Raw genomic sequence first — 22887 nt, 5'->3', positions numbered from 1 at the left:
CAATCATTTTCAGCGGTATTATTAGGTAAAACCCGGGCAAATAGTTGAATCCTCAGAACCAAGATATTACAAGACTTCTGAAAGAATGTATCAGGAATAAGCGTTCTGCTCAGAAAGAGCTGTATATGCAGTACTACAGCTTTGGGATGAGTATATGTATGAGGTATGCTTCTTCCAGGGAGGATGCGGTTGAAATTTTGAATGATGGCTTCATGAAAGTTTTTACCTACTTAAGAAAATTTGATCGAAAAATGCCATTTCAGCCCTGGCTGAGAAGGATTTTAATCAATGCATCGATCGATCATTTCAAAAAGCAAAATAAGCATAGTGCACAGGTAGCTCTGGAGGCTGCTCATGGCAAAGGAACTGCTGAGACTCAGCTTGATTCGATCAGTTACGATGAAATATTAGCGTTGGTAAGAGAATTACCCCCGGCTTATCGAGCAGTGTTTAATTTGTATGCTATCGAGGGATTTAAGCATGAGGAAATTGCTGAAAAACTTGGGATTTCCGTAGGCACATCTAAGTCAAATTACTTTAAAGCCAAACGAAAGCTCCAGGAAAGTTTGAACGTCTTTTTTGAGGTTGAGGATCGATGAAGGAAAACCGGAACATAGAAGATTTCTTTAAGAAGCGACTGGAAAACAGTGACTTTTCCTACCAGGAATCAGATTGGGTGATGCTGGAGCAGCGGTTAGATGCCGCTGCAATTCCTGGTAGCAGTGCCGGATGGCTAACTCCGGTAAAGCTTGCTGTTCTGGGCGTTGTACTGGTGGCGATCACATTTATTGCGGGGTGGTTTACACATGCTTATTTAACCGAAAATGAGCAGCAGAGCACCGGAGATCAGGACCTGGTGGCTGTTTTGTACCCTCAGGCTGAAAAGGCCTATCCCATCAATATTCCTGAAATCAGCATGGTTGGCCCTGTTTCAAAGCTTTCAGACACCCCTGATACGGGCGAAACCCTGCCGGAAAAGGCTTCGTCTGTGAAGTCCGGACAGGAGGCTGCTTCTGATGGAAACCTGGTACTGCTCGATACGGAAGAAAAAACAGAACCAGCTCCTGTAAGTGACCAGGTCGGGGAAGCAGCATCTATTGAGTCCTGGCAGGTAGAGCCTAAATCTCCTGATGTTCAAATTCCGGTATCCGACCGGGAGTTTCACAAGAAAGCATTCGCAGAGCCTCGTCCACTATATGCTGAAGAGTCGTCAGCAACTGAGAATAGGTCATTCTGGAGCCGATGGTCAGTAGGGGCGTCTTTAGCTCCTGATTTTAACAGTGTGGGAATTTCGAACGCCAAGACGGCTTCAGCATTGCTCGGCGGGCAGCTTTATTTTGACCTGGCCAAAAGATGGACATTATCCAGTGGTGTCATGATAAATCGTAAAAAATATACTGCTGACGGAGCAGAATACAACCCACCATCCGGGTGGTCATACCAGGGGGGATCTGCACCTCAGGAAATAGATGGGTCCTGTAAAGTAATTGATATTCCGGTAATGATCTCGTACCAGTGGACCAACCTTCCAAAGGTGAATTTTTCTACGGCTGTTGGTATAAGCAACTATGTGCTGCTGGATGAAAAATATGACTTCCTCTATGGGGGATATGGAAGTAGTTCAGGGGGCGGATGGTCAACCGAGGAGAACTCCAGGGTTATGTGGGGGGTGGCCAATGTGGCGATTGCGGTAACCTTCCGGCTCAGCGATCATTTTGACTTCCGATTGGAACCCTATGTGAAAAAGCCTTTAAAGGAAGTGGGATGGGGAAATATTGACCTGGTAAGTACCGGTACCCTACTGACACTCAGGTACAAATTTGATCAGTAAGGGACCATGACAGGTTCGAATTTGGTCCCAAAAACTTAATGGAGGATGATGAGCAGAGTTATAGTATTGATCATATCGATCGGGATTTTAGTTGGTTGTAAGCAAGATAATGTAGATCCCCGGGTTGATTGCTCGGTAGAGGGGCCGACCCTGGAGCTATCGGAGACAACACCAGCCACCTGTGGAGAGTCTGATGGTGGTTTTGCTGTTCTGGGGTCAGGAGGTGATGAGCAATATCAATTTGAGCTTTCAAACGGAACTACCCAGGACAATGGGAATTTTAGCAACTTACCTGCAGGCAACTATGTGGTGACCCTCACTGATGGTAATGAATGTAATGTCAGCATGAGTGTGACTATTACAAACCCTAATGGGGTGGTCATTTCTCAGGTCACTACCAGCTCATCAGGTTGCGAAAGTGCAAATGGTTCAATCCAGGTTACAGCTTCACAGGGAACTCCCCCTTATGAATACCGCATTGGTTCGGGAGGTTATAAATCAGAAAGTAGCTTTAGCGGGCTTTCTTCGGGAAAGCACGTAGTTGCAGTCAGAGATAGTGAGGGGTGTGAATTCACTGAGCGCGTGGAGATTTCGACCGGTGTAAGTCTACAAGACCGAATAGCGCCCATAATATCCGCTAACTGCGCTGTCTCCGGCTGCCACAATGGTTCCCAGTCTCCAAATCTTACCACATCAGGCAGTATAATTTCGAATGCAGACCGGATCAAATCCCTAACGCAATCCGGAGTTATGCCCAAAGAGGGATCCCTTTCTCAGGAGGAAATTGATTTGATCGCCTGTTGGGTAGATGATGGGGCAAATGATAATTAAGTTTTCAGAACAACCTGCTCTTACCAATTTTTTTTAGCAGGAAAAGTATTTCTCATGTAACTTACTTCTATGAGTGATACACTGGGACTTTATGCTATGGCGGTATTTTACATACTGGCCGGCCTAAACCACTTCATCTATCCCAATTTTTATAAGCGGATCATCCCACCTTCATTAGAGTACCTGGATCTGATCAACTGGACCAGCGGAGCTGCAGAAGTGGCTTTGGGAGTTTTGTTGATTACTCCTTTTCAGTCCTATGCAGCGTGGGGAATCATTGTACTTCTGATCCTTGTTTTTCCGGCAAACGTATATCATCTGCAACAGAAAGGAGCTGGCATGAAAGTCCCGCTATGGGTCCTCTGGTTGCGACTCCCTGTGCAGTTTTTACTGATTTGGTGGGCTTATCAATATGTGTGAGTACTGGTGTCGTGTCAATCCTTGATTGACGTTATAGTTTACAAAAAACTCCTTTATTCCATCCTTTCAGGTGGTCCGGCACTAGTTCTCAATCTCCAGCCATTTTCTTCTTCTGACCAGTTGTTCTTCACTACACACTTCTTCGGGCAGATAGCTCACCTTTACGGAAGGGTCCTGTTTAGCTAAAAAAGTCCCCGTTTTTTCTTCTCCCAGCTGGTTGTAAACCACTTTGTATTCCTGTCCAACGACCAGGCTATCTCGTATAGCCCGGAAGGATGCATCTGAGGTAACAGACTTGCCATCAACGGAGATCAATACATCCCCTCTTTCTACTCCGGCCTCATAAAGTGCCGTTCCTCTCAAAACAGTGGATACCAGGACATTTTGTTCATTAAGCTTTGTGTAGCCAAAATAAGCTTCACCGGGAGCAGCCAATTCCATGCCCACCCCAAATTCCCTGAAGAGCTCTTCAAAATCAGGAAGGTTACTTTGATAAATAAACTCATTGAAAAACTGTTTTGCGAATTTCTTTCGTGTCAGGTCTCCCAGAGTGGATTGCAGGTCTTCAATTGTATAGGGCACCTCAGGCTCACCATATGTTTCCCAGACCAGCTTCATGTAGTCATCCAGTGTTACCTCTTCAAATTTTTCTCTGAGCATCAGATCCAGCGCCAGACCGAGGACAGAACCGTAGCTGTAGTAGCTTATAAAATTATTGGAGTAGTTCGTCTCATCATTTGCAGTGGCTGCATCCACAAAAGGGGCATTATGGCTCATCTGGATCGGGTTTCTAATGGATCGGCCCGGGCTGTTTAAGACATAATTCATAGTGCCGGTAAGACCGCTCACATACGCTTCAGGGCTTTGAATTCCGGCCCGACACAGTACCAGGTCGTCGTAGTAGCTGGTAAAACCTTCAGCAAACCACAGCTCTCCGGATAGATTTGCTTCATCAAAATCGAATGGCTCCAGGGATGCAGGCCGGATCCGCTCCACGTTCCAAGCATGGAAAAACTCATGAGACACTGTGCCAATGAGCCGTTGGGCGTTTCCTGCGAGGCTTCCGCTACTTGAGCAGATGGTAGAGTTGCGGTGCTCCATACCATCACCGTGTACCCAGGGGTTGTACGACATTAGAAAAGTATATCGTCCGTAATCAAAGTCTGGTAGTTCTCCATAGATCTCCTGCTCTTCCAGCACAATGCTTTTGACCCATTGTGTATAACTATCCAGCTCTGCTTCAGTGCCATCATGCATCATGGCGATTTCTATAGTCTGATCATCCACATCCCATCTTCGCCAGGAGATATCGCCTACCATCGTAGGGCTGTCATAGAAGTAATAATAGTTAGGAGCGTAATAGGTGCTTTCATCTTTTTGAACGAGCTGTGTGGCGACTGACCAATCCGGGTAGTTATCCAGGTCAACAGCTAAATGAACCGGCCGCTCCCGGAGCCCCACTCCGTACACAAAAGATGCCGGCATGTTCAGGTGGAGTCGTTTAGCGTCTATCCCGGTGTAAGTTCCGTCCGCATGGTTTCCAAACAGTGTGTAATCAAACCTTACATAACCGTTTTTAGCTTTCACAGTCCATGCAAACGGAGATATCCTCCTGATTTCCAGCGCATTCCCTTTTTTGTCAAATGCCTGCTCCTCATAGACATTCTTGACAAAGTTGTGTTCGGCATAGCGACCGGGGGAGGAGTTTGGCATCCGTATTTCCAGAACGTTTTGGTTAAGGTCTTCAAAAACGACACTGATCCTGAGCTCGTGATGGTGAATGTTTGCCAGGTCCAGTGAATAGACTACAGGGTTTTGGGCATGAAGGACACTCGCTGAAATTAGGATCAGGATCAGGATTAATGTTTTTTTGATCATTTTGATTTTGAGTATAGTTGAGTTTATACGGGTTTAGGACCGTTCTAAGATAGTAAAATGCATCACTACCGGTAAAGCTAAGTACGCAAATAAAAACTATTCTTCTTTTTAGTTCTCCTACCTGCATAACTTTGCGGTCATGAACTATTTGTCGGTAGAGGGTCTGGCTAAAAGCTTTGACGAGCGTCAGCTGTTTGAGGACCTTACTTTTGGTCTGGATCAGGGTCAAAAGGCAGCCCTTGTGGGTGTAAACGGGTGTGGTAAATCAACCTTGCTAAAAATTATTGCCGGACTGGAGCCCACGGATCGGGGCGAAGTTTCTTTTAGAAAGGGTGTTAGGGTTTCCATGCTTCCGCAAAATCCCGAATTTGATGATGAGGATAATGTGGTGCAGGCAGTCTTTGCAGAAGATACTGAGGAGCTGAATGTGATCAGGGACTATGAAATGGCGCTACATAAGGCAACGATTGATCCGGATCATGCCCCGGACATCACTCCTTTGCTTGAAAAGATGGATCAGCTGAGTGCGTGGGATTACGAAAGTCAGGTAAAGCAGATCCTCGGACAGCTGGGTATTCATCAGCTGGAGCAAAAGATGGGTGAGCTCTCCGGAGGTCAGCGAAAACGGGTGGCTCTGGCTCGTGCACTTATTGTGAATCCGGATTTTTTGATCCTCGATGAACCAACAAACCACCTGGATCTGGAAGTGATCGAATGGCTGGAAAACTATTTAGCTACAGCTAACCTGACATTACTAATGGTGACGCACGACCGGTACTTCCTGGATAAGGTGACGAATGAAATTCTGGAAATAGATAATGGAAAGGTCTTCAGGTACAAGGGGAACTATAAAAATTTTCTTGAGAAGAAGGCCGAAAGGGAATCACAGGATGCAGCCAGTGTGGATAAAGCAAAGAATCTGCTGAGAAAAGAGCTGGACTGGATGCGCAGGCAGCCGAAAGCGCGTGGGACCAAAGCGAAGTACAGAGTAGAAGCATTTTACGATACGAAAGAAAAGGCCGGCAAGAATGTGCAGCGTCAGGAGATGGATATCAACCTCAGAGGAGACCGGCAGGGGAAAAAGATCCTGATCCTGGAGCAGATATCCAAAACCTACGGTGATCTGAAGATCCTGGAACACTTCAATCATACCTTCCAGCGCAAAGAAAGAGTAGGAGTAATAGGTCCCAATGGCGTTGGTAAATCTACTTTTCTGAACATGATCATAGGTGAGATCAAACCGGACAATGGCAAAAGAGAGGTTGGCCAGACAACTAATTTCGGTTATTATACGCAGGAAGAGCAGGTATTTGACCCCAACAAGCGTGTGATCGATATTGTAAAAGAGGTTGCAGAGGTGATCAAGCTGGATAATGGATCAGAAGTTACAGCCTCTCAGTTGCTCAATCAGTTTTTATTTCCACCAAAAATGCAATTCAACCTTGTGGGTAAGCTAAGTGGTGGTGAGCGGCGTAGGTTACAGCTGTTGAGGGTGCTGATGAAAAACCCTAACTTCCTGATCCTTGATGAGCCAACCAACGACCTGGACCTGATGACCCTGAATGTTTTGGAGGACTACCTGGAAACCTTTGACGGATGCCTGATGATCGTCTCTCACGACCGGTACTTTATGGATCGGCTGACCGATCATTTGTTTGTTTTTGAAGGGAATGGGAAGGTGCGTGATTTCCCCGGAAATTACACAGACCTGAGGGAACAGGGAGGAATGCCTGTAATGATGGTCCAGGATGAAAAAAAGAAGCCTGAGAAAGAAGTATCAAAGGCTCCAAAAGAGGAGAAAAAGCGTCTTTCTTACAATGAGCAGCGTGAGTACGGTGAGTTAGAAGGTGTCATAGCAGAGCTGGAGCGGGAAAAGGATCGTATCGCCGGGGAAATGAATTCAAAAACGGATTATGAAGAGCTCCGGCAACTGGCTGAGCGGCTCGAAGAAGTAAAAGCTGAGCTGGAAGAGAAAGAAATGCGCTGGTTGGAGTTAAGTGAGCGAGCCGAATAGTCATGATGGACTAAGCGGCCTGATGTAAAGAGCGTAAATTAAATTCCAATCCCGTGAATTTTGCATAATCCATAGCAGTTTCTGCCATTTCAGGAGTATTCGCTTTCCAGAATACACTGACATCACAACCGTTGGTTTTTTGCGTACTCAGAAAGTTGAAAAGATTGAACAGGATTTTTGCTGTACTGGTATTTAGGTCATCCAGGTCAAAGTACAGATCCAGCTTTTGGCTTTTTACCACCTCTTTTTTGATCCGGGTGATGATCGGGTCGTAGAATTTATGTATATCTACTTCTAAAGAAAACCCTCTAATGATAAGGATTCCTTTGGACGCTTTATACTTCACAAAGGGAGTATGTGCAGTGGCTGAGATCAGGATGTCGTTTTGATTTGACTTTAAATTGATTTCGTTTCTTTTTTTAGTTGGTTCCATAAAGTTATTTAGTCGGTGATGCAAATTTCACAACTAATTGTGCGCTGTGTTAGAGTGATTCACCGATTTTAAAAATTTAGGTATAAGGCGAAGAAGGATGATGAAATGAATTAAGGTAAAACCTTATGCTTCAGGTAAGTGAAATTGGGTCGATTTTAGGTAAAACACTTAGAAGTCGGGGTTCGTTAATTAATATAAGTTCAAGTAACTTTGGCATAGCGATAAACGGTAGATACCTTTGGGAACAAATAACTAACCGTCAACAAACCATATAATGAAAATAACTAAAATCATCATTGGCCTATTGGCTTTTTTCTGCATAGTATTTACTAATTGCTCTTCTACTCAGGAAAAAGAAGAATCCGAACAGGCAAGCGAAACGAGCACCGCACCAGAAAATAAGGAGGCTACTCCTGTACAAGCGGATACTGAGCCTCAGCCTGATAACAGTAAATTACTCGAGGAGTACGCTGATGCTAAAATAGGCTGGTTTGAGACCATCAGTGAGAATGAGAAGCTTATCGCCGGGCTTAAGTCTGCCGTCCTTGCGGAAAAGGGCAATATTCAAGCTGATCATCAGAAAAAACTGACCGTACTGGAGCAGCTTAATAACAAGCAAAAAACAAAAATCGCTCTATACAAGCCTCAGAAAGAGGAGAATTGGAAGCGGTTTAAAGAGCTGGTATCCAATGACCTAACTAAGATCAACGAAGATCTCAAAACGTTACGAAAAGAGGTGCTTTAATCCAATTTTAGTCTTTGTCCTTTATAAGCTGGTAATAAGCATTGGCAAACTGTGTGCCCAGGTCAATATAACCCGGGCTATCATAGTGCCAGGGGTCTGAGTATTTGTAGTATCGGGTGGTTCTTACGATAGCTGCATTATTATCTCTCCGGGCAAATTCTTCCTGGGCATGCTGAACCAGCTCGCCATAGTCCCATACCTTGCCATCGTTCTTGTCATTCCACGAGTCAGATATCTTGCCAATGACTACAGGCAGATCATCCGTACGAAATGCAGCCCGGATCAGATCCATAAGCCGTTTCAGGTTATCATAATACTTATTGGCAATGGCAATGGTTTTGTTTGAGTCACTTTCTCCCTGCATCCACAGAATACCTGATGGGATGAGTTCGTCCGGCTTACCATCCCCATTGATATCCTGGTTTTGAAAGGCATTTTTTACCGTTTGCAGGAAATGGTCGTATTGATTAATTCCGTTTTCCCCATTGAAGTCCGGCTCCCAACAACCAAAATTGTCTGCTGCCAGACTGTCAATAGATGTTCCACCCCTTGAGTACTTTATGAAAGCAATTTTTTCCCCGGGAAACAGCTCCTGTAGCCGGTCGGCAAATGCCAGCTCCACTCCAAATCGATCAGAATAATCATTTTTAGCGCCATCAGAACTGAAACCAACACCATGCCCTGGTTTTAAGGGTGACCAGATACCATCTCCCCCGGTTTTAGCATTATCGGGAAGCGTATTCCCATGAAATATCATCACATTTTCAAACGTCCTGTTGAGAGAATCGGGTAGCTCTTTTACATAGCCATAACCATCCATATTGGATTGTCCGCCCAGGTAAAAAAGTAGATAGCGATCACCGTTTTGGGAATAAGCGGTTAGTATGATGCACGCAAAAAATAAGCTAAAAAATACTTTCATCTTGAGGTTGTTTTTGGAATTCCCGCAAGATATAAAATTATTCCGGGGCCGGATTTTAGTCTGTCAGTTTTCCACTCAAAATTTTCCTTTCCTTCCAGATTTTCAATCAAAAGCTGCATTTCTGCTACAGAGTAGGTACGCAAACAGGACACCATCCCATCCCACCATACAAAAAGCGGAACGATAGGAATAATGTAAGTGAAAATAATCCTGCCAAAATTAAATGGTCGGATAAACGGAGTGGTTAGCAGTACGGTAACAGGCGAAAAGAACATAGCCAGGAAGCTTGGTATACTGCGTTCCTGTGCTTCGAAGATGGCGATAGGGCTGTTACTATTTACTGCATTTTGTAATATTTTGCTGGCTTCTGAGGGGCGGAAATGGTGTAGCGCCAGAAATTGGGTTCGGATTCCCTGGAGTTTTTCGGGTACATCTTTTGCATCCACGGGAGTTTCCTGAAAGCTGATAATATCCGATTGCTTTGATGCATAGGTAAATGCATTCATGTTAGGATAGATATCTGTCAGGGTGATCTTCAGGGTGCTAACCCTGCTCTTAAGTTCTCTGGCCAGCCAAAGCCATCCTCCGCCACCTCCTGACCCAAGATCTACAATATGGTACATTTGAGTTTTGGTAATGAGCTCTTCCAATATAGGCACTACAGGTCTGTACATTTTAGTGGCATTGGCCAGAAACTGTAAGAAATCCGTTCCATAATTTCTCAGAAAACCGGGAAACCATTTCTGGTCTTCAAACTCGAAGAGATGAATGCGAGCCATAAAAGAGATGTTGATGACTCAATGAATTTACGAATTTTCGTAAAAAAGCGACAACTCTCCATTGTCGCTTTCCTGACTTTATTTTCAATATGTGTATGCGTCTCATCTTTACCTCTTTTTCTATTATGTATTACATATAACTATGTGTTTGAAGTAGATGCTAACATTGAGTTTGATCTATGAGATTCATTTTAAGTATCCGCTGATCAAATAGTTATGTTGGATTATGTTTTGAGCTTTGTGCTAAGGTAATTTACGCGGAGTGTTAGGCAGACTACTTTTCAGCTACTAAGTGATCCATTTTAAGGATGGTATTGCGGACAGACGCTTATTTAGTGGTATGAAAAACATAAGCTTACTATTTACAATCCTTTTGGCTTCCTCCTGTACGTCGACCTCAACTAATGATCGTGAGGGAAAAGAGGAAGCCCCGGTGCATCACTCAGCCTCTATTTCCAAAGTGTTTCAGGCTCATGGGGGATACAGGCTTTGGGATAAAATGAATCGATTGGCGTATGATATGGAAAGTGGAGAACACCAGCTCATATCCCTGGAAGACCGGAAAACACTAATAGAAAGTACAAACCGGACTATTGGGTTTGATGGCAAAAATGTGTGGGTCTCACCAGATACTGTCAAAGCAGACAATGCGCGATTTTATCATAATCTGTATTTCTACTTTTTTGCCATGCCTTTTGTGTTGGGAGATCCGGGTATCCGGTATGAAGATCTGGAGCCTAAAGAAATTATGGGAAAGAAATACGGCGCTGTAAAGGTATCTTTTGAGTCCGGGGTAGGCGATTCCCCAAAGGACAACTACATCCTGTATTATGATCAGGAAACCAACCAGATGGAGTGGTTAATGTATACGGTTACCTATTTTAGTAAGAAGTCCGCCGATAGCTATAATTTGATCAGGTATTCCGACTGGGCGGAGTACAATGGACTCAGGCTTCCGGTAAATCTGCAGTGGTATCAATACAAAGATGGGGAAGTGGGTGATCCGAGTGGGGCTGCTACTTTTAGTAATGTAGTCATTTCGGATAAGCAGCCGGACGATGCGCTTTTTGAAATGCCGGACAATGCCCGGATAGCAGAGTAACCAGATCATTCCCGGCTGCCTTTGTACATCTCGTACTTCTGGAATTTACACTCCAGCGGACCATTGAAGAGGACAATTTTCTTTGAGGCTTTCAAACGGACATGTTTGAAAGCCTCCATATTGGAGCTCAACAGCCAGGCGTCAAACCCTGTGAAATTGTTTTTCAAAGCATCGCCAATAGACGTGTAAAACTCATTGGTGGAATCTCTGCCAATACGCTCGCCATAGGGAGGATTACTAATCAGCATTCCACCTGTCGTGCCGGGTAGGTGCTCAGCAAGAGCCACTGTCCTAATGCTTACGACATCATTCAGCTTAAATTTCCTGAGGGATTTATTGGCATTGAGGACTGTTTCAGGGTCAATGTCTCCGCCGGTGATGTTGAGTTTGGATTTCCTGACCTGAGCTCTGGCCTCAGTGACCACCTTATTCCAGATGGTTGGTTGGTAGTTTTTCCAGTTTTTAAAACTAAAATCGGATCTGTTTATTTGAGGAGGGATATTTTGCCCCAGCATCGCCGCTTCTATCAGTATGGTTCCCGTACCACACATGGGATCTACGAGGGGAATGTCTTTGTTCCAGCCTGCAAGCTGTAGCAGGCCTGCCGCTAAAACTTCGTTTAGAGGAGCTTTATGCCCGGGTCCACGGTAACCTCTCTGGTTTAAAGTGCCTCCCGAGCTATCCAGTGAAATGGTAAACTGATCTTTGTAGGCATAAAGGTCAAACTGAATGTCCGGTTTTTTAATATCCACTGAAGGACGTTTGCCATATTTCTTTCTAAACTGGTCAACAATAGCGTCTTTTGTTTTCAGCGCTGCGTATTTTGAATGTTTGAAAAACTCAGAAAAGATTGTGTTATCGATAGCAAACGTCTGATAGATGCTTAAATACCTGGACCAGTCATGGTTGTATACCTCTTTGTAAAGCTGATCTTCAGTTGTGGCCTGAAACTGGTGAACAGGCACAAGTACTTTGAGAGCAGTCCGGAGGTGCATGTTGGCTTTGTAGAGAAACTCCAGATCGCCTTCACAAGCTACTGAGCGCTTATGGGGCTTAACAGATTTTGCACCAAGCTCGGTCAGTTCCTTAGCTAAAATCTCTTCTAATCCATGCAGGGTTTTGATATGCAGCTTCACGCTTTTTCTTTTTGTGCGAAGTTAGTCATCTGCTTGTTTTTGTGAATTAGAAAATACCGATTTCCCGTTTCCGGAAGGAAAACGACATTTAATAGAACGACTTTGAAAATCGTTTTGCCAGACTTTGGCTATTTAGCCTTAGAGCGACTTTTTAAAGTCGTTTTACTCTGGTGAAAAATCATTTTTCCCAGGCCATGACGCCTGCTTTGATGGGTACAGGTATATCATTTTCTTTCGGAGGGATGGGGCATGAGTAATTGGCATTATAGGCACAGGTAGGGTTATAGGCCTTATTGAAATCAATAACAATGGTATCATCCTCCGGAATGGTCAGGTCCAGATATCTCCCGCCACCGTATGTGTCAAATCCATTTGTTGGGTCTGTAAAGGGCATGAAAAGATAGTCTTCGTAACCTTCCTGCTCTTTCAGTCGATGGTTTTGGTAAATGGGAATTACTATTTCCTGACTGTCAAGAGTGAAATGAGCCTCACCATATTTTTCATAGACCTGCACCTGCTGCTGAGTGGTAGGCATGGTAAATGGCAGCTCATTGGGAGTACGAATAAATTTCGCTTTAATACGGTACGTTTCATTTATCGGATAAAAATCCAGTCCTTCAAACTTCCTTATGGTTTTTTTGTCCAGGGGACTTTCTTCCTTGTTTGAAAAGGTCTGATTGAGCTCTTCCTGCCATACTACAATCTCTTTGACATAATCCGATTGACTAAAGGAGGAGATAGAAATAATGATCAATAAAAGAGTAATACTTATCTTCATGGAAACTTTGTTGACCAACTGCATTAAACTCATGAGTAAGATACCGATTTTCGCTGCTTTTAGTTGCCTCATATCGTTTTGGGGATATGCTCAGTCAGGAATAGACTTCCAGGAGCTGGAGTGGACTGACGCACTCGAGAAAGCAAAGGAAGAAGAAAAATTGGTTTTTTTATCTGCCTATGTGGACTGGAGTGAGCCTTGCGAGGAGATTGAGAAATATACTTATACCGACCAGGAAGTTGGGAGTTTTTTCAACAAAAAGTTTATCAATATTCGAATGGATATGGAAGTGTTTCCGGGGGTTGAGCTTACGGAATACTACGAGATCTATGCCTTTCCTGCTCTTTTGTTTGTAAACGGAGCAGGAGTAGCGGTACACCGGGGATGTGGGGCTCTGGAGAGTGGTGAGCTGATCGAGTTGGGTAAAGAAGCATTGAGTGAAAACCGGCTCCTTGACTTTCAGAAAAGGTTTGAATCCGGTGAGCGATCCAGGGATTTCCTGGTGGAGTACTCCTACAAGCTGGAGGATGCCTGCATGAGCAAAGATGATTTTGTTGAAGGATATTTTTCCAGTGTTCCCCAGAAAGAATGGGTCAATGAGGCCTCATGGGCAATGATTAACCTCAATGTGGATGACCCTTACAGTGAGCAGTTTCAGTACCTCATGTCTTACCACGATATGTTTGCTCTTAAGTATGGAAAAGATACGGTTGACCAGAAAGTTTACGATGTACTGTTGGATCAGTTTATAGACATCTATGAAGAGGCGGATTATACGCTTTTTGCTGTGCAGGCACTTAAGAGCCTGGTTTCACGAATCGACTTCAAACAAAAAGAGGAGCTGTCCTCCATGGTGAACTTAAAATATGCAGATCTGAAGGAAGACTGGCCCCTCTATGCCGAAAGTGCCGTAAAAGTGGTTAATGAGCAGGAAGTTACGGACCCGGAGCAGCTGAATGAGTTTGCGTGGAAGTTTTACCTGTTTGTAGATAATGCTGAGCAGTTGACAGCCGCCAGGGAGTGGATGGAGCAGGTGCTGGATGACTATGCAGATGCCTCATATCTGGATACTTATGCTTCTTTGCTTTATAAGCTGGGAGAGCAGAAGGAAGCTATAAAATATGCTAAAAAAGCCCTGCAGGCCGCTGAGTTTGAGCAGCAGGACCTCATGCATTATGAGGCACAGCTGGACAAGTTTGAGTCAGGGTATTAATCCTACTTCTACGTCAACTTAGCCGATAAGCAGCAATGGAGTATGGGTTTGATAAATTTTTCTATAACCCCCATCGCCCCCTTTACAAGAAAAAGGGGGAATATTTGTTCAAACCCATACTCCATTATAATCATTCAATATAATTTATCAAAGTAGGTTTAACCCGCTTTTCATTTTAATGTAGATGATGTTGGCGTGACTCTGCAGTGAATAAAGCGAGTTAATCAAAATCATACCTGAGGAGAAGGTCGGTCTGTGCCTCATCTCCCAACTGGAAAATGTGGGTGCCGATTTTTTTCATCCCTAATCGCTGATAAAAGGCGATAGCTTTGGTGTTTTTTTCCCATACGCCCAGCCACAGGTAATCGGTGCCCTGGTTTTTGGCGAATTCTACTGCGGTTTCAAAGAGTTTCCGTCCTATTCCCTGACCTTTGTGTTCAGGCCTGACATAGATCCGCTCAACCTCACAGCTATTAGGCTGATCTGGTTCTGTTTGTGCTCCACCTAAGTTCACTTTGAAGTAGCCCATTATTTCATCCTGATTACTGGCAATGAAAAATTCAGATTCGGGATGCGAGAACTCATTTGAAAAAGCGCTTTCCGTGAAATTGCTTCGAAGGTAGTTCTCCATATTTTCTTTCGTGTTTAAGTGTGCATATGTGGCTATGAAATTGGCTTTAGCAAACTCCAGCAATTCGGGAATATGGTCTGTATTGGCTTTTTGAATTTTTAATTTCATCTATACTTGTTTACCATCAATTCTGGTGTTTTTCCCACCTTTTTTGTTCGTTTTTCATTCTGGACAAGAAATTGGGCGGGATGTCAATACAAATATTCAGACGATCTTCTGATATGGGGTGATCGAATGAAAGGCCTGTAGCCGCTAAAAACAGGCCTTTATGTTGAATGGTTTTTCCTGCATATATTTTGTCCCCATAGATCGGAAATCCCGCACGGGCACAGTGGATCCGGATCTGGTGGGTACGACCTGTTTTGGGCGCTAATTTTAACAGCGTCAGGCATTTGTTTTTGATTGATCTCACTTCCTTTATTCTCCGGTAGTCTGTCCTGGAGGGTTTGTTGCAGATGTGATCATCCATAGTTCCATGTGCTGGCGTACGCCCCATGACCAATGCGTGATAGGTCTTTTGTATCATACGATTTTCAAATGCCTGCCCGAGTAAATATCGTGCATCGATGGTTTTTGCGACGATTACCAGACCGCTGGTTGCACTGTCCAGTCTGTGTACAGGTTTTGGCCATTTCAGGTATTCGGGATTATCCGGAAGAGTTATCTGATTAACCATGATGTTTTCCAGGGTTCTGAACTGGTTTCCCGAAGTGGGCAGGCCGGAAGGCTTGTTTGCAATAGCTAGGTCGGGGTCTTCATAAATGATATCGAGATGTTCATGATAAGGTTTCGGTGGATTTTGCTGTAAATCGTACAATTCCAGAATCATCCCTTTTTCTATAAGTGTCCCGGTTGCCGCTGAGGTATCCTTCAGCCGTAGAGATCCATTTTTGAGTGCCTTTTTTACACTGTTTTTCGTAGGAAGCTCCGCAAATAAGTTGATGGCGTAATCCACCAGTCTGATGTCTTTTTCATAGTTATCTACTTTATACTGCTTTATCAGGATCATACATTATCTGTAAAGTGCTGATCTCTTTTTTCGGAGGCGAATTTTTCTGCGTTGTATTTCACTGATCCTCCTTTGGGGATCGACAGGCTTTCCCAGGCATCTCCTTTTAACAGTTTGCCTATAAAAATGATCTGCCCCACATGGTAGGGGTAATGGGCTATTTGTCGCTGAATGGCATCTGCAACGGTGTGGCTTTCATTTCTTATGTACACAATCTTTTCCAAGTCATTATCAGTCAGGGATTCAAGGGCTTTAGTGAAGCAATCCCACCCTTCGTTCCATTTGCTGAGCACTTCCTCTTTGTCTGCCAGGTCATTATCAAATTCCGCTTCTCGCTGTCTCCAGGGTTTTTCACCATCTTCGGTAAGGAAATTGGTCCAGCGGGAAAGCATGTTGCCCCAGAGATGCTTCACAATCACTGCTACGCTATTAGATGAGGGACCGGCACTCCACTTGAGTTCCTCATCCGTAAGACGCGATATCGTTTTTTCTCCCAATGTGCGGTAGTACTTTGAGAGTTTTATGGTATTGTCTAAAAATGATTCCATACCTAAAATTAAGTATAGCTGAATCTTTATCAGCTCCTCCGTAAGGATATTTGTACTTTTGTCAGCATGAGTTCATTAGCAGAAACCCTGGGGCTGGATCCCTTCATGTTTCAGTATGTGGTATTGCCGGTTTTGATTTTCGCTGCACGCATATTGGATGTGTCTATCAATACCGTCAGGATTATTTTTATGCTTCACAGCAAAAAGTTGCTGTCTACCTTTTTGGGTTTTTTCGAAGCGCTGATCTGGCTTCTGGCCATCAGCCAGATATTTCAGAACCTCTCCAGCTGGCCAACCTATGTTGCTTATGCGGGAGGTTTTGCTTTCGGTATACTGGTGGGTATGCTGATAGAAGAAAAGCTGGCTATTGGTAGAGTAGTGGTACGAGTGATAACCCGGATGCCGGCCGATGAGCTGGTGGCGTATTTTACTGATCAGGGTTACCGCTACTCAAGTGTGGACGCTATGTCTGCAGAAGGAAATGTCAATATTTTATTTACAGTGATCAAGCGGGAAGATCTCAAGGCCACCATTGGGGCAATAAAACGCTATAATCCCAAAGCGTTTTACACGGTGGAAGGAGTGAAACGTGTTAGTGATGAGGATATTTCAGATGAAAAAGGGTTCGGCTTCAGGAAAAGATTTGTGGGATCTTAACAGGATGTGTCATAAAATTTTATATGCCGACTATTTTATTATGGCCATTAGTCCTGGACTGGGCTATCGAATACATGATCGCATTTTAATAACACTGAGAACCTCAGGGGTCTCATACAACTTTCAAGACAATGACTTTAACCTGGATTTAAGTCCGGCTAATATTGGAATAAGTGCTTACTTCAGAATAGGTAACTGAATGGTCCTAAGCTGCCCGCCAAACGACCTCATGGTTTCCTCGTGCTTTGTTTTCCATTTCAAAGCGTAGTGGGAACGGCTTAAGTTTTAGTCGGTATTTTACACCCGGAAAATCATCGGCTTCTACAGGTACGCCTTCGGGGGTCAAATACTTCTCAATGTTTTGGATCTCGTTATCCTCGCAGTATTCATCATACACATCGAACAGTAAGTCATTGAGGTAGATGCCATATCGGGTATTTATAGTACTTAGATGGTTTTGAAGGGACTCAGTTAATAGCGGATCACCTTCATTCTTTTGTAAATGGCTTTGTATGGTTGCCACACGTTCTATTAGTCTGTTTAGTTCGTACATATCCATAATACCATGTGTTTAAAGTCTAATGAAATGTACGTATTCCATTCAGAATCGAACAAATGCTTTCGATAAAAGACAAATTACGATCGGTGGAAGTACAAAAGAAATAGTTGTTGTAGCTTACATAGCACGGTGGTTTTTGGTCCGTTCGCGTAAAGCTTCAAATTGGCCTTCCATTTTCTTATCAATTTGAGCCGGATCCTTAAAATTTGTTTTGATATCTTCAACTCTCTGTGGACCACCAAATATCACATTATGCTCTTTCCTGAGTAGTCCTTTGATGGACTCTGTGGCCACCATCTTTGGATCATCCATCTCTTTGGATACCACAGCATTAGTCATCATCGGTGTGTCTGTGGCAGTAGGATAGATGGTCATTACATGGATAGGGTATTGAAATAGCTCACGGCGCATGGCTTCTGAGAGCTGTCTTATGCCAGCTTTGGTTGTAGCATACACACTGTAAAATGGTCTGGCAATATAGCCCAGGCCAGAGGACACATTGATTAAAGCTCCTTCCTTGCTTTTCTTTAGTAAAGGGAGGGCTCGTTTGGTGGTTAATAATACACCTGTGAGGTTAACATGAACCTGGTCGATGATATCTTCATCGGTCATTTCATCCAGCAAACCTGCACTTACCACTCCGGCATTATTGATAAGGATGTCCAGCTCCCCCCATTCGTTTTGGATCAGGCTAAATGCCCTGTCAAGATCTTCCGGCTTGCCTATATCGCCCTGAATGAGGAGAAAATTGACTTCAGGGTATTCAATTTTCAGCTGATCCAAGGCACCCTTCCTTCTTCCGATCACCGCCAGATCCCTTACCCGGTAATTGCTCACTAATTCGTCAAGCAGAGCCTTTCCAATGCCGGCGCTACCTCCCGTAATGAAAACTTTCTTATCTGATAAAAGCATTAGTCTCTCTTTTGTGAGTTAACCAATGAGGTATTTTACTGTTTACTTATCCAGCAGTCTTCTGTGATAATTGACCTGTCCCAGGTGGTAGCCAAGGTGGCTTAGTAAATGCAAGACGAAATATTCCACGGTCATTGGCTTGCCGAAAACCTCTATCGGGTATTTTTCACTTAGTGTTTTTTCGTTGAGGCTTCCGAGGACTTTAGCAACCATCTCTATGGTCTCATTGATTTCGCTGATCATCTTGTCTGCCGGAATATCCCTGTCAGAAAATTCAGCTTCCCGGTCCCGCACATATCCGGTTTCGCCCAGGACTGCTCCTATGAAATGATTGATGTTCCCAAGGAGGTGGAGTGTCAGGTTTCCGCCGGAATTTTTAATGTCTCCGCCTGTCACCCACAGTTTTTGTTCACTCTTATAAAGCCTGACCTCTTCAGCCAGCTTTTTCAGGTCCCGTACAAACAGGTCGATAAGGTTTTGTGTGTTCATTATCCTATTGCCTCGTCTAGATCGTTTATTAAATCGTCCACGTCTTCTATGCCTACTGAGATCCTGATCAGAGAATCCGTAAGCCCTGCTTCCAGACGCTGCTCTCGTGGAATACTTGCGTGCGTCATGCTGGCAGGATGCCCTACAAGCGATTCTACGCCACCCAGTGATTCTGCAAGGCTGAATACTTTAAACTTTTCCAGCACCTTAAATGCCGCTTCCTGGCTGTCATCTTTCAGAATAAAAGAAAGCATTCCACCAAATCTCTTCATTTGCTTTTTAGCTACCTCATGGTTAGGGTGGTCCTCAAACCCCGGCCAGTAGACGTGCTTCACCTTGCTGTGGTTTTTCAGGTGATGGGCAATTTTCTCTCCGTTATCGCAATGCCGATCCATGCGCACATGCAATGTTTTAATACCTCTTAAAACCAGGAAGCAATCCTGTGGTCCGGGCACTGCGCCGGCAGAATTCTGAAAAAAACCAAGCTGTTCATCAAGTACGGGGTCTTTTGTCCCTACAAAACCCATAACCACATCTGAATGGCCGGCAATGTATTTGGTAACAGAATGCATTACCATATCTGCACCCAGGTCAATGGGGTTTTGCAGGTAGGGACTGGCAAACGTATTGTCCACTACAGTCAGGGCGTTGGCCTCCCTGGCCAGTTTTGCGATGGCCGCAATGTCAACGATGCTCATCATGGGGTTGGTAGGTGTTTCTACCCAGACCAGTTTGGTTTTGGCTGTGAAGGCATTTTTCACAGCTTCCAGGTTTTTCATATCTACGAAAGTGAACTTTATCCCGTATTTCTGATAGATCCTGGTGAAAAGCCGGTAAGTACCTCCATATAAGTCATTGGTACAGATGATCTCATCTCCGGGCTCAAACATTTTCATAATCGCATCTGTGGCGCCCATCCCGGAGCTGAAGCACCGCCCGAAAGTAGCATTTTCCAATGCAGCCAGGTTAGCTTCCAAAGCGTGTCGTGTGGGGTTTTGGGTTCGGGCATATTCGTACCCTTTATGCTTGCCGGGGGACTCTTGTGTGTAAGTGGAGGTCTGATATATTGGGGTCATGATAGCTCCCGTAGTAGGATCAGGTTCCTGCCCGGCGTGGATGGCTTTTGTTCCAAATTTCATGGTATAATGTATGTTAACGATGTTGTGAATTTCAGGAACAGCAAAGGTAGAAGATTGCTCCAATTGGCAGGCAAGTGCGAGACTAATTCTGTATGACTTAAAGGATGCCCGACAAATTGGCAATATCTTTCGTATTTTTATCCAGATGAAACTGCTGCCTGGTATTTATTTGAGACGGATTTTTGTGCTGATCGCTTTTTTTTGTTCCCCAACAGTGATGAGCCAATCCTCCGTGCAGATTGATAGTTTACGAAAAGCGCTGGAAATCAGTACATCTGATGAAGATAGAATTTCCATTCTTGGGAATCTGGCCGAGGAATGGGCCGCATTAAATTTTGACTCGGCCATGGCATATGCCACCAGGCTTCAATTGGTATCGCAGCAGTATAATAATCCAAAATATGAGATCCTGGCAAACCGGATGATCGGTTTCGCTTATGATTACAGCTATCAAGCAGACTCGGCCCGGCACTATTACCTGAAAGCGCTGGACCTGGCTTACACATCTAATGATACGGTTAATATTGCAGCCTCCAGTTTTAACCTGGGGACCCTCGAGCTTTTTAATGGAAATTACCTGAAGGTACTGCCATGGTATGAGCAGGCTCTTGAGTTTTTTAAAGATCACCCGGAAAACAGGGAAAGCCTGGTAAAGCTGTACAACAATCTGGGTATTGTGTATCGAAGAATAGACCGGCCGGATGAAGCCATATCCATCTATCGCAGAGCTCTGGAGGTTCTGGATAAAGAAAAAGACAAAAAGCAGATCATCAACATCTACATCAATATGGGCAATGCACAGACCTCTGTGGAGCAGTATGATAGTGCCGAGATGTATTTCCGAATGGTGCATGACTATTCGATTGCTGCGGAGGATGATCTCAGTTTCTATTTTGCAAATAATGGACTTGGAATCATCGCTGAAGCCCAAAAGAAACCGGAAGAAGCACTTACATATTTTAAGAGAGCTCTGACAAAAAAAGTAGAGGATAAGTATGTTCTGTTTACTGCTCTGAGGTTTATAGGGAGTACCTATTCACAGTTGGGGCGGTATGATTCGGCGGAATACTTTTTTCAACAAGCCATACCCATCTACAGCGAATCAGACTATCCACACCAGGTAAAAGAGCTTTACCTTCAAATGGCTGATCACTATGAACGATTGGGGAGGGCTGAGGAGGCTTTATCCTTTTACAAGAAATATTACACCCTTAAAGATGAGCTGATCAGTCAGAAAGTCATAGATCGTACGGCCGAGTGGGAGGAGCGGTTTAAAGCTCAGGAGAAAGAAAATGAGATCATCAACCTGAAGCTGAGGAATGAGGAAGCCTCTCTTCTTGCACAGCAGCAAACCAACCAAAGAAATATCTTTATCTCCATTTCCATTGTTCTGGGGTTGATCGGGGGCTTTTCGTTTTACCTGTATAAAGCAAAACAGAAAGTTTCGCTGCGCCTTGCAGAGAAAAACAAGCTAATCAACCAGGCCCTGGCCGATAAGGAACTTTTAATGAAGGAAGTCCATCATCGGGTTAAAAACAACCTACAGGTCATTAGCAGCTTACTCAATCTCCAATCCAATTTCATTGCAGATGAAAAAGCCAATGCGGCTGTCATGGAAAGTAAAAACCGGGTACATAGTATGGCGCTTATTCATCAGCGGCTTTATCAGCATGAAGGTATCACGACTATCAATCTGGAGGAGTATCTGGACCAACTTATCGGAAACCTTGAACAATCCTATTGCGGTTCAGAAAGAGACATTGTAATAAACCTGGAGGCAGATGATATCTCCCTGGATGTAGACAAGGTTATTTTACTGGGATTGATAGTAAATGAGTTGGTAACAAACTCCATCAAGTACGCTTTTGATCAGGGCGTCCGCAGCGGTGTTATTGATGTTTCTGTTTGTGATCTTGATGGAAAAATAAGGCTCAGTGTGGCCGATAATGGCAAAGGAATGGAAGCGCCTCCTGAAGTAAGACATGGCAGTCTGGGGACCTTGTTGATCAAAGACCTGTCTAAGAAACTAAATGCAGATCTGAAATATGAGTTCGGTAGCGGGACTAAGGTTATCTTAGTGTTCGAACATCAAAGTGCTTTTGCATGACGAACATTCTCATCGTGGAAGATGAAGCCATTATTGCTGCCGATCTCAAAGTGATTTTGGATAAGCTTGGTTATAGCTATCAACATACGGATAATGGGAGGGAGGCCTTAGCATTAATCAAGGAAAACACTTTTGATCTTTTTTTACTGGATATCTCTATTTCAGGTGATATGGATGGGGTAGATCTGGCTGGTTCAATCAGGAAAGGTTCAGATAGTCCGTTACTCTTCATTACATCCTACTTTGATAAACAAACGCTTGACAGGGTCCGTGATATAAAGCCTGAAGCATATATCGTAAAACCATTCGAAGAGCGGAACCTGGCGGCAAATATTGAGTTGGCATTATACCATCACCGAAAGCCCTCTGAAATGAAGACTGTCAAATCAGAAAAGCTTTTTGTGAAAGATCAGGGCGAATTAATTGGGCTGAAGCCGAAGGACATTTTATACATTGAAGCGGATGACAGTTATTCAAAAGTTTATACCACAGGCAAATTTTACCTTCTGTCACACCCTATAAAACGCATTGAGGAAAAACTGCTCGCTCAGCCATTCATTCGTGTACACAAATCCTACATTGTAAATCTGGAAAAAGTTACGTCCATACAGGAAGGTTATATTTTTTTGAATGAGGTCCAAATTCCGTTGGGTCGCACCTACCGAAATGATTTCATGAAAGCACTTACCATATTGTGATCCTGCCGATGACGCTTCGGGAATGAAAGTGTTTCTATTCGTTTCTCCAAATATCG

General features: G+C 44.0%; 24 protein-coding genes. 11 read left to right on the top strand and 13 right to left on the bottom strand.

All coding sequences use genetic code 11. The features are described from left to right. Positions 1-44 precede the first annotated feature (44 nt). The 4 genes from AC3E9V_RS20485 (at position 45) to AC3E9V_RS20470 (ending at position 3082) form a co-directional block, all read left to right on the top strand. A complete protein-coding gene (locus tag AC3E9V_RS20485) occupies positions 45-599 on the top strand; it encodes an RNA polymerase sigma factor (RefSeq protein WP_488750033.1) in 555 nt (184 codons plus the stop codon). Further along, positions 596-1831, top strand: a complete 1236-nt coding sequence (locus AC3E9V_RS20480) for a porin family protein (RefSeq protein ID WP_488750032.1) — start codon at positions 596-598, stop codon at positions 1829-1831. Before AC3E9V_RS20485 ends, AC3E9V_RS20480 begins: the two co-directional genes overlap by 4 nt. 45 nt (positions 1832-1876) lie before the next feature. Further along, positions 1877-2662: a hypothetical protein gene (locus AC3E9V_RS20475; protein WP_488750031.1), complete on the top strand. Its 786-nt coding sequence runs from the start codon at positions 1877-1879 to the stop codon at positions 2660-2662. A gap of 69 nt (positions 2663-2731) precedes the next feature. Then, on the top strand, positions 2732-3082 hold the full coding sequence (locus AC3E9V_RS20470) for a DoxX family protein (RefSeq protein ID WP_488750030.1): 351 nt from the start codon (positions 2732-2734) through the stop codon (positions 3080-3082). Between the two features lie 81 nt (positions 3083-3163). On the opposite strand, the gene AC3E9V_RS20465 is transcribed toward AC3E9V_RS20470, so the two are convergent. Then, positions 3164-4960, bottom strand: a complete 1797-nt coding sequence (locus AC3E9V_RS20465) for a M61 family metallopeptidase (RefSeq protein WP_488750029.1) — start codon at positions 4958-4960, stop codon at positions 3164-3166. Between the two features lie 139 nt (positions 4961-5099). On the opposite strand from AC3E9V_RS20465, the gene AC3E9V_RS20460 reads away from it, so the two are divergent. Further along, complete coding sequence (locus AC3E9V_RS20460; protein ID WP_488750028.1) at positions 5100-6974, top strand: ABC-F family ATP-binding cassette domain-containing protein; 1875 nt, start codon at positions 5100-5102, stop codon at positions 6972-6974. A gap of 10 nt (positions 6975-6984) precedes the next feature. Here the strand turns inward: AC3E9V_RS20460 and AC3E9V_RS20455 are convergent, their stop codons facing one another. Further along, the gene (locus AC3E9V_RS20455) at positions 6985-7407 is read right to left on the bottom strand and encodes a SiaC family regulatory phosphoprotein (protein ID WP_488750027.1); all 423 of its coding nucleotides are present in this window, start codon (positions 7405-7407) and stop codon (positions 6985-6987) included. 274 nt (positions 7408-7681) lie between these two features. Here AC3E9V_RS20455 and AC3E9V_RS20450 point away from each other — a divergent pair, with 274 nt between their 5' ends. Further along, positions 7682-8152: a hypothetical protein gene (locus tag AC3E9V_RS20450; protein WP_488750026.1), complete on the top strand. Its 471-nt coding sequence runs from the start codon at positions 7682-7684 to the stop codon at positions 8150-8152. 7 nt (positions 8153-8159) lie between these two features. Here the strand turns inward: AC3E9V_RS20450 and AC3E9V_RS20445 are convergent, their stop codons facing one another. Together AC3E9V_RS20445 and AC3E9V_RS20440 are read right to left on the bottom strand one after the other, a co-directional pair. Further along, positions 8160-9074, bottom strand: coding sequence for a sialate O-acetylesterase (locus AC3E9V_RS20445; protein WP_488750025.1), 915 nt, complete (start codon positions 9072-9074; stop codon positions 8160-8162). Beyond that, the gene (locus AC3E9V_RS20440) at positions 9071-9853 is read right to left on the bottom strand and encodes a hypothetical protein (RefSeq protein WP_488750024.1); all 783 of its coding nucleotides are present in this window, start codon (positions 9851-9853) and stop codon (positions 9071-9073) included. Before AC3E9V_RS20440 ends, AC3E9V_RS20445 begins: the two co-directional genes overlap by 4 nt. Positions 9854-10193: 340 nt before the next feature. Here AC3E9V_RS20440 and AC3E9V_RS20435 point away from each other — a divergent pair, with 340 nt between their 5' ends. Next, positions 10194-10955 carry a DUF6503 family protein gene (locus tag AC3E9V_RS20435; RefSeq protein WP_488750023.1) on the top strand — a complete coding sequence of 254 codons (762 nt, stop codon included), beginning with the start codon at positions 10194-10196 and terminating at the stop codon, positions 10953-10955. A 5-nt stretch (positions 10956-10960) separates the two neighbouring features. On the opposite strand, the gene AC3E9V_RS20430 is transcribed toward AC3E9V_RS20435, so the two are convergent. Both AC3E9V_RS20430 and AC3E9V_RS20425 read right to left on the bottom strand, forming a co-directional pair. Next, the gene (locus AC3E9V_RS20430) at positions 10961-12091 is read right to left on the bottom strand and encodes a THUMP domain-containing class I SAM-dependent RNA methyltransferase (protein WP_488750022.1); all 1131 of its coding nucleotides are present in this window, start codon (positions 12089-12091) and stop codon (positions 10961-10963) included. A gap of 178 nt (positions 12092-12269) precedes the next feature. After that, entirely contained in the window at positions 12270-12869 is a 600-nt protein-coding gene (locus tag AC3E9V_RS20425; protein ID WP_488750021.1) for a DUF1684 domain-containing protein, read from the bottom strand. Positions 12870-12900: 31 nt separating this feature from the next. On the opposite strand from AC3E9V_RS20425, the gene AC3E9V_RS20420 reads away from it, so the two are divergent. Continuing rightward, the gene (locus AC3E9V_RS20420) at positions 12901-14082 is read left to right on the top strand and encodes a DUF255 domain-containing protein (RefSeq protein ID WP_488750020.1); all 1182 of its coding nucleotides are present in this window, start codon (positions 12901-12903) and stop codon (positions 14080-14082) included. A gap of 220 nt (positions 14083-14302) precedes the next feature. On the opposite strand, the gene AC3E9V_RS20415 is transcribed toward AC3E9V_RS20420, so the two are convergent. From AC3E9V_RS20415 to AC3E9V_RS20405, 3 genes are read right to left on the bottom strand one after another with little or no spacing between them, the layout of a single operon-like run. Then, entirely contained in the window at positions 14303-14821 is a 519-nt protein-coding gene (locus AC3E9V_RS20415; protein WP_488750019.1) for a GNAT family N-acetyltransferase, read from the bottom strand. Positions 14822-14837: 16 nt separating this feature from the next. Next, positions 14838-15722 carry an RluA family pseudouridine synthase gene (locus tag AC3E9V_RS20410; protein ID WP_488750018.1) on the bottom strand — a complete coding sequence of 295 codons (885 nt, stop codon included), beginning with the start codon at positions 15720-15722 and terminating at the stop codon, positions 14838-14840. Next, positions 15719-16270: a DUF1572 family protein gene (locus tag AC3E9V_RS20405; RefSeq protein WP_488750017.1), complete on the bottom strand. Its 552-nt coding sequence runs from the start codon at positions 16268-16270 to the stop codon at positions 15719-15721. Before AC3E9V_RS20405 ends, AC3E9V_RS20410 begins: the two co-directional genes overlap by 4 nt. A 66-nt stretch (positions 16271-16336) precedes the next feature. On the opposite strand from AC3E9V_RS20405, the gene AC3E9V_RS20400 reads away from it, so the two are divergent. Continuing rightward, positions 16337-16927, top strand: a complete 591-nt coding sequence (locus AC3E9V_RS20400) for a DUF2179 domain-containing protein (protein ID WP_488750016.1) — start codon at positions 16337-16339, stop codon at positions 16925-16927. Positions 16928-17132: 205 nt separating this feature from the next. Here the strand turns inward: AC3E9V_RS20400 and AC3E9V_RS20395 are convergent, their stop codons facing one another. The 4 genes from AC3E9V_RS20395 to AC3E9V_RS20380 form a co-directional block, all read right to left on the bottom strand. After that, a complete protein-coding gene (locus tag AC3E9V_RS20395; RefSeq protein WP_488750015.1) occupies positions 17133-17486 on the bottom strand; it encodes a hypothetical protein in 354 nt (117 codons plus the stop codon). 117 nt (positions 17487-17603) lie between these two features. Next, positions 17604-18398 (bottom strand): SDR family NAD(P)-dependent oxidoreductase, encoded by a 795-nt coding sequence (locus tag AC3E9V_RS20390; protein ID WP_488750014.1) that lies wholly within the window; start codon positions 18396-18398, stop codon positions 17604-17606. Between the two features lie 42 nt (positions 18399-18440). After that, positions 18441-18887, bottom strand: a complete 447-nt coding sequence (locus AC3E9V_RS20385; RefSeq protein ID WP_488750013.1) for a DinB family protein — start codon at positions 18885-18887, stop codon at positions 18441-18443. Beyond that, positions 18887-20026 (bottom strand): cystathionine gamma-synthase, encoded by a 1140-nt coding sequence (locus AC3E9V_RS20380; protein ID WP_488750012.1) that lies wholly within the window; start codon positions 20024-20026, stop codon positions 18887-18889. The genes AC3E9V_RS20385 and AC3E9V_RS20380 overlap by 1 nt, the downstream gene beginning before the upstream one ends. Before the next feature lie 217 nt (positions 20027-20243). Here AC3E9V_RS20380 and AC3E9V_RS20375 point away from each other — a divergent pair, with 217 nt between their 5' ends. Then, positions 20244-22133: a tetratricopeptide repeat protein gene (locus AC3E9V_RS20375; RefSeq protein WP_488750011.1), complete on the top strand. Its 1890-nt coding sequence runs from the start codon at positions 20244-20246 to the stop codon at positions 22131-22133. Then, positions 22130-22831 carry a LytR/AlgR family response regulator transcription factor gene (locus AC3E9V_RS20370; RefSeq protein ID WP_488750010.1) on the top strand — a complete coding sequence of 234 codons (702 nt, stop codon included), beginning with the start codon at positions 22130-22132 and terminating at the stop codon, positions 22829-22831. The genes AC3E9V_RS20375 and AC3E9V_RS20370 overlap by 4 nt, the downstream gene beginning before the upstream one ends. Positions 22832-22887: the final 56 nt, after the last annotated feature.

This window comes from Marinoscillum sp. HNIBRBA16962, assembly GCF_057801515.1.
This window is presented reverse-complemented; position numbering and strand designations above follow the sequence as displayed.